This is a genomic window from Bdellovibrionales bacterium (assembly GCA_018266295.1).
Lineage (GTDB): Bacteria > Bdellovibrionota > Bdellovibrionia > Bdellovibrionales > Bdellovibrionaceae > JACMRP01.
The window spans coordinates 375,053-390,182 of record JAFEAQ010000019.1 but is presented as its reverse complement, the minus strand read 5'-3'; the positions used below and the strand labels follow the sequence as shown (position 1 = coordinate 390,182).

At 48.5% G+C, this 15,130-nt stretch carries 14 protein-coding genes; 5 read left to right on the top strand and 9 right to left on the bottom strand.

The features are described 5' to 3' along the window. The first annotated feature begins 131 nt into the window (after window positions 1-131). Window positions 132-2,840, top strand: coding sequence for a 2-oxoglutarate dehydrogenase E1 component (locus JSU04_19135; protein ID MBS1972428.1), 2,709 nt, complete (start codon window positions 132-134; stop codon window positions 2,838-2,840). Between the two features lie 5 nt (window positions 2,841-2,845). Further along, on the top strand, window positions 2,846-4,144 hold the full coding sequence (gene odhB, locus JSU04_19130) for a 2-oxoglutarate dehydrogenase complex dihydrolipoyllysine-residue succinyltransferase (GenBank protein MBS1972427.1): 1,299 nt from the start codon (window positions 2,846-2,848) through the stop codon (window positions 4,142-4,144). 66 nt (window positions 4,145-4,210) lie between these two features. Here odhB and JSU04_19125 read toward each other — a convergent pair whose 3' ends face one another. From JSU04_19125 to JSU04_19095, 7 genes are all read right to left on the bottom strand, one after another. Beyond that, window positions 4,211-4,552, bottom strand: coding sequence for a hypothetical protein (locus tag JSU04_19125; GenBank protein ID MBS1972426.1), 342 nt, complete (start codon window positions 4,550-4,552; stop codon window positions 4,211-4,213). A gap of 87 nt (window positions 4,553-4,639) precedes the next feature. Next, window positions 4,640-5,296, bottom strand: a complete 657-nt coding sequence (locus JSU04_19120; protein ID MBS1972425.1) for a hypothetical protein — start codon at window positions 5,294-5,296, stop codon at window positions 4,640-4,642. A 39-nt stretch (window positions 5,297-5,335) separates the two neighbouring features. Beyond that, window positions 5,336-5,893 carry an Hsp20/alpha crystallin family protein gene (locus JSU04_19115; GenBank protein MBS1972424.1) on the bottom strand — a complete coding sequence of 186 codons (558 nt, stop codon included), beginning with the start codon at window positions 5,891-5,893 and terminating at the stop codon, window positions 5,336-5,338. A gap of 134 nt (window positions 5,894-6,027) precedes the next feature. Further along, window positions 6,028-6,687 (bottom strand): YkgJ family cysteine cluster protein, encoded by a 660-nt coding sequence (locus tag JSU04_19110; GenBank protein MBS1972423.1) that lies wholly within the window; start codon window positions 6,685-6,687, stop codon window positions 6,028-6,030. 3 nt (window positions 6,688-6,690) lie between these two features. After that, on the bottom strand, window positions 6,691-7,254 hold the full coding sequence (locus JSU04_19105) for a hypothetical protein (GenBank protein ID MBS1972422.1): 564 nt from the start codon (window positions 7,252-7,254) through the stop codon (window positions 6,691-6,693). A 9-nt stretch (window positions 7,255-7,263) separates the two neighbouring features. Next, window positions 7,264-8,457: a DUF1343 domain-containing protein gene (locus JSU04_19100; GenBank protein MBS1972421.1), complete on the bottom strand. Its 1,194-nt coding sequence runs from the start codon at window positions 8,455-8,457 to the stop codon at window positions 7,264-7,266. Window positions 8,458-8,459: 2 nt separating this feature from the next. Then, window positions 8,460-8,996, bottom strand: coding sequence for a hypothetical protein (locus JSU04_19095; GenBank protein ID MBS1972420.1), 537 nt, complete (start codon window positions 8,994-8,996; stop codon window positions 8,460-8,462). Window positions 8,997-9,177: 181 nt separating this feature from the next. Here JSU04_19095 and lpdA point away from each other — a divergent pair, with 181 nt between their 5' ends. Beyond that, window positions 9,178-10,590, top strand: coding sequence for a dihydrolipoyl dehydrogenase (lpdA, locus tag JSU04_19090; GenBank protein ID MBS1972419.1), 1,413 nt, complete (start codon window positions 9,178-9,180; stop codon window positions 10,588-10,590). Window positions 10,591-10,684: 94 nt separating this feature from the next. Here the strand turns inward: lpdA and JSU04_19085 are convergent, their stop codons facing one another. Together JSU04_19085 and JSU04_19080 are read right to left on the bottom strand one after the other, a co-directional pair. After that, on the bottom strand, window positions 10,685-11,101 hold the full coding sequence (locus tag JSU04_19085) for an STAS/SEC14 domain-containing protein (protein ID MBS1972418.1): 417 nt from the start codon (window positions 11,099-11,101) through the stop codon (window positions 10,685-10,687). A gap of 89 nt (window positions 11,102-11,190) precedes the next feature. Beyond that, complete coding sequence (locus JSU04_19080; protein ID MBS1972417.1) at window positions 11,191-12,402, bottom strand: glycosyltransferase family 39 protein; 1,212 nt, start codon at window positions 12,400-12,402, stop codon at window positions 11,191-11,193. Window positions 12,403-12,932: 530 nt separating this feature from the next. Here JSU04_19080 and JSU04_19075 point away from each other — a divergent pair. Both JSU04_19075 and JSU04_19070 read left to right on the top strand, forming a co-directional pair. Then, entirely contained in the window at window positions 12,933-14,228 is a 1,296-nt protein-coding gene (locus JSU04_19075; GenBank protein ID MBS1972416.1) for a hypothetical protein, read from the top strand. Between the two features lie 4 nt (window positions 14,229-14,232). Next, window positions 14,233-14,949 (top strand): hypothetical protein, encoded by a 717-nt coding sequence (locus JSU04_19070; GenBank protein MBS1972415.1) that lies wholly within the window; start codon window positions 14,233-14,235, stop codon window positions 14,947-14,949. Window positions 14,950-15,130 lie beyond the last annotated feature (181 nt).

The following is a 15,130-nucleotide window of genomic DNA, read 5'->3' as shown; positions in this document are numbered from 1 at the left end:
GAAAAAGGATTATCATAAGGGGGTTCGGTGTTCATCAAAAGCTTTGATTTTTGCCACGCATTAGTCAGTGACGACGACTGAAGATTTTGAAAAAACATTGTTCATCAATACGCCCAACAAAAGGAACCGCCGTGAACCTTGCAAGTCGCGCTAATTTAGAAATCATTGAGGATCTCTACAAACAGTTCAAATCCAATCCGGAAAGTGTCGGTCAAGACTGGCAGTATTTCTTCCAAGGTTTGGAGTTCGCTCAAGATGGCAGCCTCGGTCTTTCTGAGAAAGAACTCGATGTTTACCACTTGATCACTGCTTACCGTAACTACGGTCACTTCGAAGCACAGCTCGATCCACTCACGAACACTCCGTCTCCATCGGATCAGTTGGCTTTGACTCGTTTCAATCTTTCTGACAAAGACCTGGAACAGAAATTCCAGATCGGTAAAATCATCGGCAAACCAAACGCTTCTTTGCGTGAGATCATCGCTCACCTTCGCGCTTGCTACTGCGGCAAGATCAGCGTTCAGGTGGCAGAAGCTCTTCCAGAAGTTCGCAACTGGTTCATCAAAGAATTCGAAGCTTCTCAGTTCAAACTCACAAACGAAGAGAAAAAAGCCACTTTCACTTCTTTAAACCGTACAGAGTCTTTGGAAAAATTCATTCACACTCGGTACGTTGGAACGAAGCGCTTCTCGATCGAAGGTGCTGACGGCATGATGCCAATGCTTGAAACATTGGTTCAACGTGGCACTGGTTTGAAAGTGCAAGAAGTGATGATCGGTATGGCCCATCGTGGTCGCGTGAACGTTCTTGCAAACTTCATGGGTAAAGCGACAGAGTACATCTTTGCTGACTTCAACGGTCCGACAGAACTGGCAGTTCCAATTGATGATTTCGACGGCGACGTAAAATACCATTTGGGTTACGTTGCACAAAAAGACACTCCGAACGGCAAATGCCAAGTGACTTTGGCGTTCAACCCCTCTCACTTAGAAGCGGTGAACCCAGTTGTTTTGGGAATGGCTCGCGCAGCTCAACGTCGTCGCAAGGACACCAAAGAGCGCAAATCCGTGATCCCAGTTTTGATTCACGGGGACGCGGCGTTCTCTTCTCAAGGCGTGAACCTTGAGACTTTCCAAATGTCCCAAGTCAAAGGCTACACGGTGGGCGGTACGATCCATATCGTTGTCGACAACCAGGTGGGCTTCACCACAAATCCAGAAAACGGCCGTTCTTCTCACTATGCTTCTGACACGGCAAAAGTTTTGGCAACTCCGGTGATCCACGTGAATGGCGACGACACTGAAGCTTGCGTGCGCGCGATGGATATCGCTCTTCGCTTCCGTCAAGAAAGCGGCCGCGATATCGTCGTGAACATGATCTGCTACCGCAGATTCGGTCACAACGAAGGGGACGAACCTGCATTCACTCAGCCGTTGATGTATGACATTATTAAAAAGCACCCGACTCTCCGTGAAATCTACGGAAAGCAATTGATCCGTGAAAACGTGATCGATCAGAAATTCTACGACGATTCTTTCCAAGAACGTATGGATGCTCTTCAAAAAGTTTACGAAGAAACTAAAAAGACTCCGCCGAAAATCCAGCCATTCAAATTCGAGGGTTTCTGGAAAGGCTTGCGCAAAGGTTCTGGCGACGATCTTTTGAAACCAGTAAACACGAAAGTGGATATCAAAGTTTTGAAAGATGTCGGTACAAAACTTGGTGAATACCCTGCGACCTTCACTCCGCATCCAAAACTCATTAAACTTCTTGAAACTCGCAAAGCCATGGCTGCGGGTAAAGAGCCTATCGACTGGGGCATGGGTGAACTCTTGGCTTACGGTTCTCTGCTCTCTGAAGGCACTTCGGTGCGCTTGACAGGTCAGGACTGCGTACGCGGTACATTCACTCACCGTCATGCGGGTTTGTATGATGTAAAAACAAATGAATCTTACTTTGCTCTTGATCAAATCAACGGCGATAAAGTGGAGTTCTGTGTTTATGACTCTATCTTGTCTGAGTACGCGGTTCTTGGTTACGAGTACGGCAATGCGATCTGCGACCCTACATTCCTGACTTTGTGGGAAGCTCAGTTCGGTGACTTCGCCAACGGCGCGCAAATCATCATCGATCAGTTCCTGACTTCTGGCGAATCAAAATGGCAACAGATGTGCGGCTTGGTACTTCTCCTTCCTCACGGATATGAAGGCCAAGGCCCTGAGCATAGCTCAGCTCGCATGGAACGCTTCCTCCAGCTTTGCGCTCAGAACAACATGCAGGTTGTGAACCTTACAACTCCGGCGCAGATCTTCCATGCTCTTCGCCGTCAAATGAAGCGGGACTTCCGTAAGCCGCTCATCGTGATGAGTCCTAAGAAATTGCTCCGTTATCCAAAAGCAGTTTCAACTTTGGAAGACCTGGCAAACGGCCAATTCCAAGAGGTGATTCCTGACACAGTCGACAAGTCGAAAGTAGACACTGTCGTATTTGTCAGCGGTAAGCTGTATTATGATTTGCTCGAAGAACGCGAAAAGAACAAAAAAGAAAACGTGGCTTTGGTTCGCTTGGAACAGGTCTACCCGTTCCCAGCAAAACAAGTTGCGGACGTGCTGAAGTCTTATCCGAAGTTGACGACACTCATCTGGTCTCAGGAAGAGCCAAAAAATATGGGCTCTTACCAGAACGTGTACTTCAAGTTCTTCGAAGTCTTGGCACAAGAAGGTCTGACAATAGATTTCAAATACGTTGGCCGCCCAGAGCGCTCTTCGCCAGCGACAGGATCTATCTACAGACACCAAGTTGAACAAAACGAAATTATTCAAGGATGCTTTAAGGGGTAACAACTATGAAAATCGATTTAAAAATTCCCACTGTTGGTGAATCTATCAGTGAAGCTACAATCGGTAGCTGGACTAAAAAAGACGGCGAATTCGTCAAGCGCAATGAAATCTTGATGATGATCGAGACCGACAAGGCCAGCGTTGAAGTTGTTGCCGAAAACGACGGTGTTCTTCACATCGCGACTCCTGCAGGCCAAACCGTGAAAATCGGTGCGGTTGTTGGTTACATCGATACAGATGCCAAACCGACTGCAAGTGCGAACGTGAGCGCGGCGGCTTCTGCAGCGGCAGCGGCTTTCGATAAGCCAGCAGCTCCGCCGACAACGCCTCCACCGTCTGCGACGCCACAAGCTCCAGCGGGTGCTTCTTCTCAACATTTGTCACCTGCTGTAAACCGCATCGTGACGGAAAAAGGTTTGGATCCTTCAACGATCGCTGGCACTGGCAAAGACGGCCGCCTGACAAAAGGTGATGTGTTATTTGCTTCTCCTGGCGCGGGCGCGGCTCCAGCTGTTGCTACTCCAGCACCGGCTCCGGCTGCAAAAGAAGCGAAAGCTCCTGCGGCTCCAACAGTAGTTCCAGTTCCTCGCGGTCCCTCTAAGCAGGGCGATAAAAAACTCGTTCCTATGACAACGATCCGTAAGCGTATCGCTGAAAAGTTGGTTCAAGCTCAGCACACAGCTGCTTTGCTCACGACTTTCAACGAAATCGATATGTCTAAGGCAACGGAGCTTCGCGCGAAGTACAAAGACAAATTCAAAGAAAAATACGGCGTGAACTTGGGTTTCAACGGCTTCTTCGTGAAAGCAGCGGTTGAAGCACTCAAAGAATTCCCTGCTGTGAATGCATGGATCACTGGCGGCGATATCGAGTTCCATAACTACTACAATATCGGTATCGCGGTATCGACTGAAAAAGGCTTGATGGTTCCAAATATCAAGGACGCTGATAACTTGTCACTTGCAGGTGTTGAGCTTGCAATCCGTGATTTGGCAACAAAAGGCCGTGACGGCAAGATCTCTATTGATGATCTCAATGGCGGTACTTTCTCAATCACAAACGGTGGCGTCTTCGGTTCTTTGATGTCGACTCCGATTTTGAACGCTCCTCAGAGTGCGATCCTTGGCTTGCATAAAATCCAAGACCGCCCTGTTGCGATCAATGGGAAGGTTGAAGTTCGTCCAATGATGTACGTGGCTTTGACTTACGATCACAGAATTATCGATGGCAAAGAAGCTGTGAGTTTCCTCGTTCGTATCAAAGAGAACGTTGAAGATCCAGAGCGCCTCTTGCTTGAAGTATAAGGCTCGAAGTCTAAAAAAAACTTCAAAAAGCCCGGTGATGAACCGGGCTTTTTTATTTACGCACAGCTATTTCGAAAAAAGCCCGTACAAATATTTATGAATAAAATAGGCTACACCCAGGAGAACGAGGCCAGAGCTATAGCAGACCCAGAACGACAGCTTCAAACGCTCTGACAGCAAGAATGGGATAAAAAATAACAGCGATGCCGGCACCGCGATGAACACGCTTTTCGCGAGTTCTACTCCATTGCCACTATCCCCGCTTTGAATTTGTGTCAGAGCTAAAACCAACAATGTTGAAATTGGCAGAGAAATCACAAAGCCGGCAAGACTCGGCGAATTTTTCGCCAGCCACACACAGAAACTAATCACACCCGCAGAAATAATCATATTCACGATAAAAGGCATGAGCGAGCTTCGAATTCTGAATCCCCAAAGTCAATTATGAATAGAATCTGCATGAGTTGCGCCGCAACAAGAAACAGGGCCTGGCACCTAGGGGTGGAGCTCTGGTTCGGCGGGGGGCTGTTGCATCAGGCGAAGGACTTCGCGGTCTGGGACCTGAGGAAATTCAACGTACCATTCACCGACGCCATAAAAATGAAAGGGCGTTTTTAAACAGATCACGCCGTCAGAGGCTTTCTCGAGTTCTTCAATGCTTGCCACAGGGGCTACAGGGGCCGCCACGATGATTTTCTCAGGATTTTGCGCCCGCAGTAAATGAATTGCCGCCAGCAATGTGGCTCCTGTCGCAATGCCGTCATCGATCAGAATCAAGGTGCGTCCCGCAACCGGGATCGCCGGGCGCGAGCCGCGCAAACGCCGCGCTTGCGTGCGAACCTCTTCGCTTTTCTCATCGGAAAGTTCCTTGAGGGCCGCGGTTTTAATTCCGAGCAGACTGACAATCCGGCTATTGAGCCAAGGCCTGCCGTCTTCACAAATAGCCCCGATCGCAAGCTCCGGATTCGTCGGAGCTCCGATCTTTTTCACAAACATCAAATCCAAATCCGCCCCCAGCCGCCGAGAGACCTCGACAGCCACAGGAACACCGCCTCGCGGAATCGCGAGAATCAGCGGGTTGTCTTTTTTAAAAACCAACAACTGCTCTGCAAGCAGCTGCCCGGCTTCTTTGCGGTTTTGAAAACGATCCATATCTTCCTAAGTCAAAGGGCCCTTTAGGGCCCTTCTCATTTAGTGTTTTTCTTTCTCTTTTGTTTTTTCTTCGGTTTTCACAGTTTTTTCTCTGTGTAAGAAACGATCAATCAAACCTTGGGGCTGACCCGATTGAACCTTGATCTCTTGAGAACCTTTAACCTCTGTTTTTGGTAAGACAATTCTCAGAACGCCATCTTCGAAATTCGCTTCAATTTTACTCGCATCCACATTCTCAGGCAGCGTAAAGCTACGAGAGAATCTGCCAGAAGAGCGTTCATAATAGCCCTCCTCTTTGATCTCACGCTTACGCTCACCGCTCACGCGAAGCATATTGCCATTCAAATCAATTTTTAAATCTTCTTTTTTAACGCCTGGAATATCCGCGGATACCAAGAACATTTCGTCGTTCTCTTCGACATCCACGGACGGAGAAAAATCCGTTCGCTCCAGGTCCTTCTCTAAACGCTCAAGACCGCGGCCTTGAAAGATATCTCTGTCCCAGTCGTTGAAAAATTCATTGAATCGGGACATCAGATCACGACGATCTTGAAATGGTGAAAGTTCACGGCGATTTCTTTGGATTGGGGTACGCATAATGACTCCTTAGATGAGTTATGTTTTGTATGGTCCCAATACTTTCCGTAAGGCGTTTGAATCGCAGATTGTTTTATTATGAATTGTAAGTGAAAATTCGTTCGTAAAACCGTCCAAGGATGACAAAGAACAATCTAACGCTTTTGGGAAAGCGTGAGTTCCAGCATTTTCGCCAAAGGACCGATCTCTAGAGCCGGATCTTCATTCGCGGCACTGATCAGCAAATCCACTTTAGGGAAGTACCGAATGACTATTTTACTCTCGAGAAACTCACAGTTTTCAGGTGCTGACGTGACAGAATGACGGCGACACATGACCGGACGGTTTTCATAAATTCGGCAAGCGCCTTCGTGATTCAGAAACACACATTTGTTGATTTCATTGCGCATGCCCTTACGCCACTCAGGATCTTGCAAGGCTCTTTGACTTTGCTGCTGCAGGCGATCGCGATCAATCGACATCCCATCTTCAATCAGGTGCTTTAACACTTCAGCCTCATAGCTGGTGATTTCGACTTCCATATGACAACACGCCGAACATCCTTTTGCGCAGCTCACTGGAATGTCCGAGCCTTCGGCGATCTCGGCATCAACAAGCTCTTGCAGCTTCAGGGCGCGCATCACACCAGGAGAGCTTTCTGAGAGTGCATGCGAAGCATTTTGCAGCTCTTCATGCAGATTCTCAAGAAACTGTTCAAAGATCTCCGTCGCCAGTTGTTCTTCGTAATCAAGAATGAACTTCTTCAAAGAGCGTGTGAGCTTTGTGTGTTGATTAAAGAACGTCGTCTTTGTCACAGGTTATTTCGGCTTCGCTGAAGCTGTGCAAGCTGACATCGGCAAATCTGAGAACACATACGGCCCCGTGCCCGCGACGACGGTTTTTGTTTGCCCCTCGATCGTCAGTTCGAACGTCACTTCGGAAAGATCTTTAAGGTTTGAATTGATCACGACAACCGCGAGACCGCCTTGGTCCGTTTGTGTGATGCCCTTATCGATATTCGTGGTTGGCGCCTTTCCTTTGATTCTCCAGGTAACATTTTTAAACTTCGCCGGGATCTCGCCCACAACTCCCGCGCCAGAACACCCAAAGGACCAGCGAAGATCATTGGTAAAATTCATTCCCGGTTCCGAGTTCTTCATGAATCCACCAGAACCTGTCAGACGGCTTTGGGTTGGATAAAATCCAGGGCCATTTTCCTGAGCCGGCCATGAATTTCCCAACTGGGGGCGCAGGTGCATGCCGCGCTCTCGTTCACGCTGGATTTGGTCTTGTTCTTGGCGTGTTTCTGCAATGACACGTTTTTCTTCCTGCGCGTGCACGACGGGACTTAAAAGCGAAAGAAGCAAAATCAAACGAAGCATTTCAAACTCCTAGTACAGTAAATACTTTTTGCGGGTCTTCGCCCACGCCTGCTCGTCTTTTTTTAGAGCCTTATCAAGGTCTGCCGGTTTTGCGTTGGGATTCTCGATCCATTCACGCAGCTCGGGACCACCGTTAATCACGTCAAAAGCAAGCTTCCCGACAGTGTATTCGTAAGCAAAATCACGATAGAGATTGTACTTCGGATAAAGCTCACGAATGCACTTCATCATCAATGCGATTATTCGGTAAGGCTTGAACTGCTCATGTTTGTACTCCGGTAAATCCGTATGAAACATGAAACCATGACAGAGTTTTTTCTCGTGCTTATGGAAAGTCGGCTCAAAATAACATTCACGAAGCACAACCCCCTTGAGCCATTGCGGAGCTTTCTTCTGCATGAGCTTTAACACTGCTGCATAGTCCACATCACTGGCACCGACTTGTTCGAGAGCACGCGTGGTTCCGCGGCCTTCGCTTAAGGTGGTGCCTTCGATCATCACAGTGCCCGGGTAAGCGCGTGCCATATTCAAAGTCGGCGCATTCGGTGACGGATTCACCCACGAGCGATCCATCGGCCAGCCAAAGCCCGGTTTCTTATCTGGGCTATAGCCTTTCATTTTGATGATCTTTAAATCCACATCGAGATTGAACCGATCTTTGTAATATAAAGCCATTTCGCCACAAGTAAGACCATGGCGCATCGGAAACTCCGCAGCGCCGACGAAAGATTCCCAGCCCGGGCGCAAAGAATAACCCTCAATCGGGCGCCCCGCAGGATTCGGGCGATCCAGAACGATGATTTGCTTTTTGTACTTCGCACATTCTTGCATCACATAAAGCAAGGTCGTGATGAAGGTGTAAATACGGCAGCCAAGATCCTGCAGATCAAAAAGGACGACGTCGAAAGTTTCCATCATCTTTGGACTGGGCATGCGCACTTCGCCGTACAGTGAAAACACCGGAATCTTGTACTCCGGGTGTAAGAAGTCCGAGCTCTCAATCATGTTGTCTTGTTTTTCGCCCTTCACGCCGTGCTGAGGACCAAACGCCGAAGCAAGACCGATCTTTTGGTGAAGCACATCAAAGCTGTGGCGAAGTTTACTGTCGACACTCGCCGGATGGCAAACAAGCGCCACGCGTTTTTTCTTGAGACTTTGAACTACCTTTTTGTCCTCTAAGAGAACTTCCAAACCCATTTTCATTGTTATGATCCTCGTTGCAGAATAAAGCTTTCAGATAGATGGAAATCCGGTTTCGGTCCTTTGTGCGCGACTGCATAGTAATGTTTAATGCCAGACTTTTCTTGCAAGATCGCAGTGAGGCCCGCTTGGAATTTCGTCGCACCACTTTTGTTTTCAAAGCGCACGATCAAGTGTTTTTGCTCAGAGTTCCAGCTCATCGCTTTCAAAACAAAATCCGCTGTGGCCTTGGGAGGCTGCGGCTCGCGATAAGCGGTAAACTCATAGCCATTCCATGCCGGATTCAGAGCAAAGTTGAATTCGTAGTACTTCGCCTGCCCTGAGGGTTGCAAAAAAGCCTCAAAACAGGTCGCTTGCCAGAGCCCGTCTTGGCGCGCCACTTGCGATCGGCTCCACGCAGCCGTCGTTTTAGGCAGTTCGAAGAGCCCTTGAGGGTCTTTCAAACTAAACTCGAGCACAAGCTCTGGGCCCGTGAGGTGAATATCAGCCTCCAAAGAGAAGGAAGCCTTGTCATTTGCATTGTAAGAAATCAGTTTTTGCACACTCAAAAGTCTAACAAGAGCCTGTGGGCTTGGGAACAGGATTTGAGTTGAGGCCTAGGTCCCGTCGAGGCCGAAAAACCCGTCTCCCCACAAGTCTGTAATGCGAAGCTTCCCGCGTGCCAAAGGGGTGCAAATAGCGTATACCGGAAAGGTAATCTTCACTCTAAAAAGGGAACTACTTATGTCGGACTCTACTCAATTTGATCTTGTCGTTATCGGTTCTGGTCCTGGTGGCTATGTCGGTGCTATCCGTGCTGCACAGTTGGGATTCAAAGTAGCAGTGATCGAAAAAGACAAAACCTTCGGCGGCACATGCTTGAACGTCGGTTGCATCCCTTCTAAAGCGTTGCTTGAAAGCTCTGAGCACTATGAAGCTGCTCAGCACGATTTCGCTGGCCACGGTATCAAGCTCAGCAAAGTGGAACTTGATTTGCCGACGATGATGGCTCGTAAAGACAAAGTGGTAAAACAAAACACCGAAGGTATCGCTTTCTTGTTTAAGAAAAACAAGATCACCTCTTTCCAAGGCTTCGGTAAAATCTTGAAGGCCGGTTCTGTTGAAGTGACAGCGGCGGATGGTTCAAAGCAAGTCCTCACAACAAAATTCATCATGATCGCCACAGGTTCTGTTCCTGTGGAATTGCCATTCTTGAAATTCGACGAGCAGAAAATTGTTTCTAACACCGGCGCCTTGGCTCTTTCAAAAGTTCCAAAGACGATGATCGTTGTCGGTGGCGGCGTGATCGGGCTTGAGCTTGGTTCTGTATGGCAACGCCTCGGTTCTGAAGTGACAGTGATCGAGTACGCAGATCGTCTCGGCGGTGCGATGGACCAAGATTGCATGAGCGTTCTTAAGAAGAACATGGAAAAAGAGGGCGTGAAATTCTTGCTTTCGACAAAAGTCACGGGCTCAAAATCTTCTGACAAAGGCGTTGAAGTGACTTACGAAGCTTTGGCTGACGGTAAATCACAAACAATGACCACAGACGTGGTGCTTGTAGCGACGGGCCGTAAGGCCTTCTCGACAGGTCTTGGTTGCGAAGAAGTTGGCATCCAAAAAGATCCACAAGGCCGCATCGTGATTGATAAGCATTACCAAACAACCGTTCCAGGCATCTTCGCCATCGGTGACGTTGTTGCCGGCCCGATGCTTGCCCACAAAGCAGAAGAAGAAGGCGTTGCCCTTGCCGAAATGCTTGCTGGCAAAGCGGGTCACGTGAACTACGACACGGTTCCAGGTATCATCTACACTCATCCTGAAATCGCTTCTGTCGGTTTGACTGAAGAGCAATGCAAAGCTCAAGGCATCGAATACGCTGTTGGTAAATTCCCATTCTTGGCAAACGGTCGCGCCCGCGCGAAAGGTTTCACCGAAGGTTTCGTGAAAATCATCGCTGACAAACGCACCGACAGAATTTTGGGCGCGCACTTAGTGGGCCCAGGCGTTTCTGAGCTGATTCATGAAGTCGTTGTGTGCATGGAATTCGGCGGCAGCAGCGAAGATCTCGCAAGATCCTTCCACGCCCACCCGACTCTGAGCGAAGCGGTTCGTGAAGCGGCTTTGGCTGTGGAAAAACGCCAACGTCAGATGTAATTGCGGATCCCCGCGAAATAAAAAATGCGCTGATTTTTTTAAGTCAGCGCATTTCTAAAATTATTTAAGCTAGTTTAAAAGTGATTTAGATCCCCTAGTGCCTTACTGTGCCTAGATTTTCCTTCGGAGAAAGACCTTTCAACGTCTCTGGTGATGGTTCCCCGTTTTTTAACCAAGCAAGAGCCGCTGCCATATCATTGTAAAATACTTTGACGTCACCTTCGCCAAAGGCAAGCCGAGCCAGATAAGCTAAGCGCGTATTTGGAACGACCACTGCACGACGTAGGTGAACTGATGAGACCTGCTCATCCAATTTCCACTGGGCAATAGGCACTTCGACTTGGGGAGTTTCCATTTCAAGGCAGTCATGGAGGATCAAACCCTGTTCCGTGTCCTTGACGAGATTGAGAATTCGCTCCTGGCATTCCTTGAGGAGAGCCTCCGTCGGAACTCCGCGCATTCGCGCAATAATAACCCCACCAACCGGTTCAATCCAAAGCTGATCTTTCATCTGGCCTCCTCACTATCTACCGCAAAAAAAGATAGCGAAGTCCACGGATCTGATCAACAAAGAAATAGTTTACGGCCACAGGGCTGTTTTTAGAATCCTAGGTAGGGATACCATTTTTGGAATTGGTCCGCTGAGAATTCTTGGCCCGTCATGAGAGGCCAGTGGTATAAGAAATAAATCAAAGACAATCCTGCCCAGAGAACTAAAAAGCTCTGGGCTTTTTTATTCGTGAGCACTCCTCGTTTGACGAAAACGTCAACACCAGCAACCAGTGCCAGCGCGAGGAATACAGAGGTCGGTAAGAAATAATAGTAATAAGTCACTGGCCTTGCAGCGATCGCCCATACCAGCCATGGTGCGACTGCCATTGCTGGCAACCATGCATTCACACTATTGAGTTTGAAACGATTTTTCGCAGCCACGAAAACACAGGCGGCCACACCGAGCCAGCCCGTCCAAATTACAAACGGATTTCCGAAAATCATGACACCCAAGAATTTTCCAGACTCGTGGGCTTCATTCGGCAAAACCGCGAGCCACATCGGGTGCGTGTCGAAAGTCCATTCCCACCACTGCGATGTACGCTCCATGATGTCGCTCTGGTAAACCTCGGGGTAATGGAAAGCCCACATGGCCTGATGCTGACTCCACACCGACATGTCTGATTTCAGCAACAAGAACGGCGCAAAGTAATAGAGCACTACACACAGAGCAAAAAATCCCCACTGCGAAAGACTGAACCTTCTCAGCCACACTCCCCCGCCAACGCAGAGGACGATTGGCACCAACGCCGACCACTTCGCTGCGAGGGCGAGTCCGAATAGTGCTCCTGGTATCATTAGTGCCTGGATTGCAGAAATCTTTTTGCCATAGATACGGTACATGAAAAAAGTGAACGCAATAAAGCTAAGACCGAAGGTGAAAATCTCCAGCAGAGCGAGGCGCGACAGAGTAAAGAAAAGCCCATTCGTGAAAACCAACAACACCGCGACCCAAGCGCTCAACGGACTCGCAAATAATAAAACCAAGTAATAGACCGCGACCAGCGTGGCAGCTCCCATCACAACACTCGCAAGGCGCCAGCCCCAGGACGTGTCGCCAACCGCAGCCATACTCACGGCCACGAGTTCTTTTGCGACTGGTGGATGCTGAAAATTTGGATCTTTGCCCGTTTCATGAATGCTGCGAGCGGCAGGGACATAAAACTGCTCATCGAAAATCAGGCGCGAAGGCCGATCGAGAAAAAGAGCCAACGCCAAAAATGAAAAAACAAAGATGATCGCCGCATTCCGAAGATTCAAGCTGCACTCCGCTGATAACTCCAGTATGAAAGAGGCCCTCGCGAGAGTGTATCAAAATGGGACAGCACCTAGCCCATTCGGAACACATTCGTCCCCATGTCGACCCCCTGAACAGCGAAGAGCGTAAATGCGCCCGCCCTTTTTCACCCAACCTGAGATGCATTCAGGAGCCGCTGAGCCCCTAGGGGCCTGGCATAGTCCTTGTTATAAATGATTATTGTCCCGGAAAATAAGTGATTTAGCTCCAGTAGAGAAACTGGAGAACAAGACAAAGGATGAAAAGTAATACAAAACCCGCTTTAGTCCACATGCAGGTATTATCGTTTGAAATTTTGAATTTCTTAACGGTTTTTTAACTGCCCGGACCAAAGAGTTTACCGAGTCTTTGCTTCGATCAGGAATCTCAGTCAAGACTCAAAAATGGCTCAAGTAAAATCACAGTGGACAAGGACTCGAACAAGTAATTAAGTACTCTGCCAAAGGAGCAGCTTATGAAAATCAAAAACCTTTTTACTTCCGTTCTATTGTCCATGGCAATCTTTGCCCCTAGTGCAAAAGCTGAAGTGTGGACTGCAGTGAATGAATGGAATGACCAATGGGAAAAAGGCTACGCAGAGTGGGTTGCTAAGAACTGGACTGCCGATTTCTTCGCTCGTCAGACGCTCCCAAACGGCCAGGCAAATCCATACTATGGACTCCGCGCAGATTGCGCTGACACCGTGTACTCGATGCGCTTAATTTACTCTTACGAGAACAAACTTCCTTTTGCCTTTCAGGACCCGACAACTCGCAAGCGCTCGCTGATCACCAACAAAATGCAACGCTGGGATAAATATTCCGACGAGCTTCGCCGTTTGAAAAATTACCTCGTGTATGTTTTCAATATCGTGAGTACGCACTCTTTGCCGAACGATACTTATCCAGTGGCGATTAGTCGTGATACCATTCATTCCGGCGGCTTAATCCGCACGACGGAAGTCAATCACCACTCTTGGACGATTAAAGAAATCCAGGCGATCGGCGTTCCACATTTGATCTTTAACTCGACCGTAGGCCGTCAGTCCGGCTTCGGTTTGCAAGAGCGCGTTTCTTGGCCAAACCCTGCGTGGGTTTTCGAAGGCAACTTCACGCCTGAAAGCGAAGCGGGCTTCCGTTACTGGAGACCGATTGAGTTCATCAATCTTCCGGCGTGGCAAGTTCCCGGCTACAGCGAAGAGCAATTCGCGATTCCATTAGACGTGTGGCAGAAGACCGTTCAAAAGAAACTTGCACTGCGTGAAGAGACCGAAGATCAAATGATGCGTCGTCTTTCTCAGACAGTGTGCGAAGCGACTAAAAACCGCATTACTTCAGTGAACGATGGAGTTAATTTCCTCCGTAGCATGCCTGAAGGCGCTTGTATGGATTTTAGCAATTACGATACTTACTCGACGCCGAACCGCGACCACCGTTTATTCGATGATATTGCGGCCCTTCGCCGCGCGTATAAGGATATCCTTAAAAGTGGACATGAAAATGCTTTGACCGACGATATGAAAATTCAGTTGAATAAGGTATTCCCATTTATTCAGCTTTCGGCAAAGGAAGAGACGGATAGAATGCAAGCCTCTCAATTAGATGGCTCCTCTTGGTGTGCTATTGAGTATGCTCCGGGTAAGAAAATCGATCTTGCTGAAGTGAAACGCAGAATCTTCGCTGGTCGTTTTTCAAACAACCCGATGGACGACGTGGAATACCGCTGGGGTTCCCTGGCTGGTCCTTCACAACGCGCACAAGCTTGCCAAAGCTGGGATATTTGGAAACCAGATTTGAAACAGGCAGACTAAAACTATGGATAAAAATAAGCAAATCCGCTGGGGCCTCATTATAGTGACTCTCTTTTTCGTAGGCCTTGCGGTGGACCACTTCTTTCTGCACATTCTCTTTCAAGAAAAGTTGAAAGAGCAGCAGAGACAAGAGGAAGTCATTCCAACGACTGAAAAGCCGGAGGCTCTCAAATTAGAAACTCACCCGTCTTCTCCGACGGCTGTTCAACTGGAAGATTCGCAATCAACCGCAGGATCCCAGGCTGGGTTTCAAGAAAAGGCCACGGCCTGTATGGGGCCGGAGCTTGGTAAAAGTGCGACTCCGGATGATCTCGTGAGTGAGCTTGAGAAAACCAACCCGGTGGTGAAAAGCCAGTTTCAGCTTGAGAACACTCACATTCAGCTCCCCGATGGCAGCCAGCGCCGCTTGCACATGATCATTGCGGATAATACGAATCATAAAAACGCCCGTGAACTTCGTTACTATAAAATGGATGCGGATGGCTTGCCTGAACGTATCGATCTGAAGCCGGAGCAGACTTACAATCCAAAGCCTGAGTTTGTTCAGTCCCTGATCAGCCAAGGCACGATCATTTATCATGAAACAAAAGACACCAAGACTTTGAAGGACGGCACGAGCATGGTTCTGACAAAGATTAACGACAAGGTGTTTGAGTTCCAAATTTTCAATCCCGGTGGCAAAACCCTTTCTTGCCGCGAGATGGCCTGCCTCTGCCGCTAATCAGGTGCCAGGCCCTGTTTCTTGTCGCCATGTTCCCAGAAAGAGGACCTGGCACTTTCCAAAATTTAAGACTTGTCCGTCCTAGATTCCGGAATCCGCCGGAGTCCCGGACAGTTTAATTCGATCTGAGGTCCGAAACCTGTGGTATCGGCCTTGCTTTAGTGGGCTCCCGTCAACTTTG

Bases quoted from the DNA above. Each gene is read 5' to 3' on its own strand.
- odhB (MBS1972427.1), top strand. From the start codon at position 2,846: ATGAAAATCGATTTAAAAATTCCCACTGTTGGTGAATCTATCAGTGAA.
- JSU04_19125 (MBS1972426.1), bottom strand. From the start codon at position 4,552: ATGCCTTTTATCGTGAATATGATTATTTCTGCGGGTGTGATTAGTTTC.
- JSU04_19120 (MBS1972425.1), bottom strand. From the start codon at position 5,296: ATGGATCGTTTTCAAAACCGCAAAGAAGCCGGGCAGCTGCTTGCAGAG.
- JSU04_19115 (MBS1972424.1), bottom strand. From the start codon at position 5,893: ATGCGTACCCCAATCCAAAGAAATCGCCGTGAACTTTCACCATTTCAA.
- JSU04_19105 (MBS1972422.1), bottom strand. From the start codon at position 7,254: ATGCTTCGTTTGATTTTGCTTCTTTCGCTTTTAAGTCCCGTCGTGCAC.
- JSU04_19100 (MBS1972421.1), bottom strand. From the start codon at position 8,457: ATGAAAATGGGTTTGGAAGTTCTCTTAGAGGACAAAAAGGTAGTTCAA.
- lpdA (MBS1972419.1), top strand. From the start codon at position 9,178: ATGTCGGACTCTACTCAATTTGATCTTGTCGTTATCGGTTCTGGTCCT.
- JSU04_19085 (MBS1972418.1), bottom strand. From the start codon at position 11,101: ATGAAAGATCAGCTTTGGATTGAACCGGTTGGTGGGGTTATTATTGCG.
- JSU04_19075 (MBS1972416.1), top strand. From the start codon at position 12,933: ATGGCAATCTTTGCCCCTAGTGCAAAAGCTGAAGTGTGGACTGCAGTG.
- JSU04_19070 (MBS1972415.1), top strand. From the start codon at position 14,233: ATGGATAAAAATAAGCAAATCCGCTGGGGCCTCATTATAGTGACTCTC.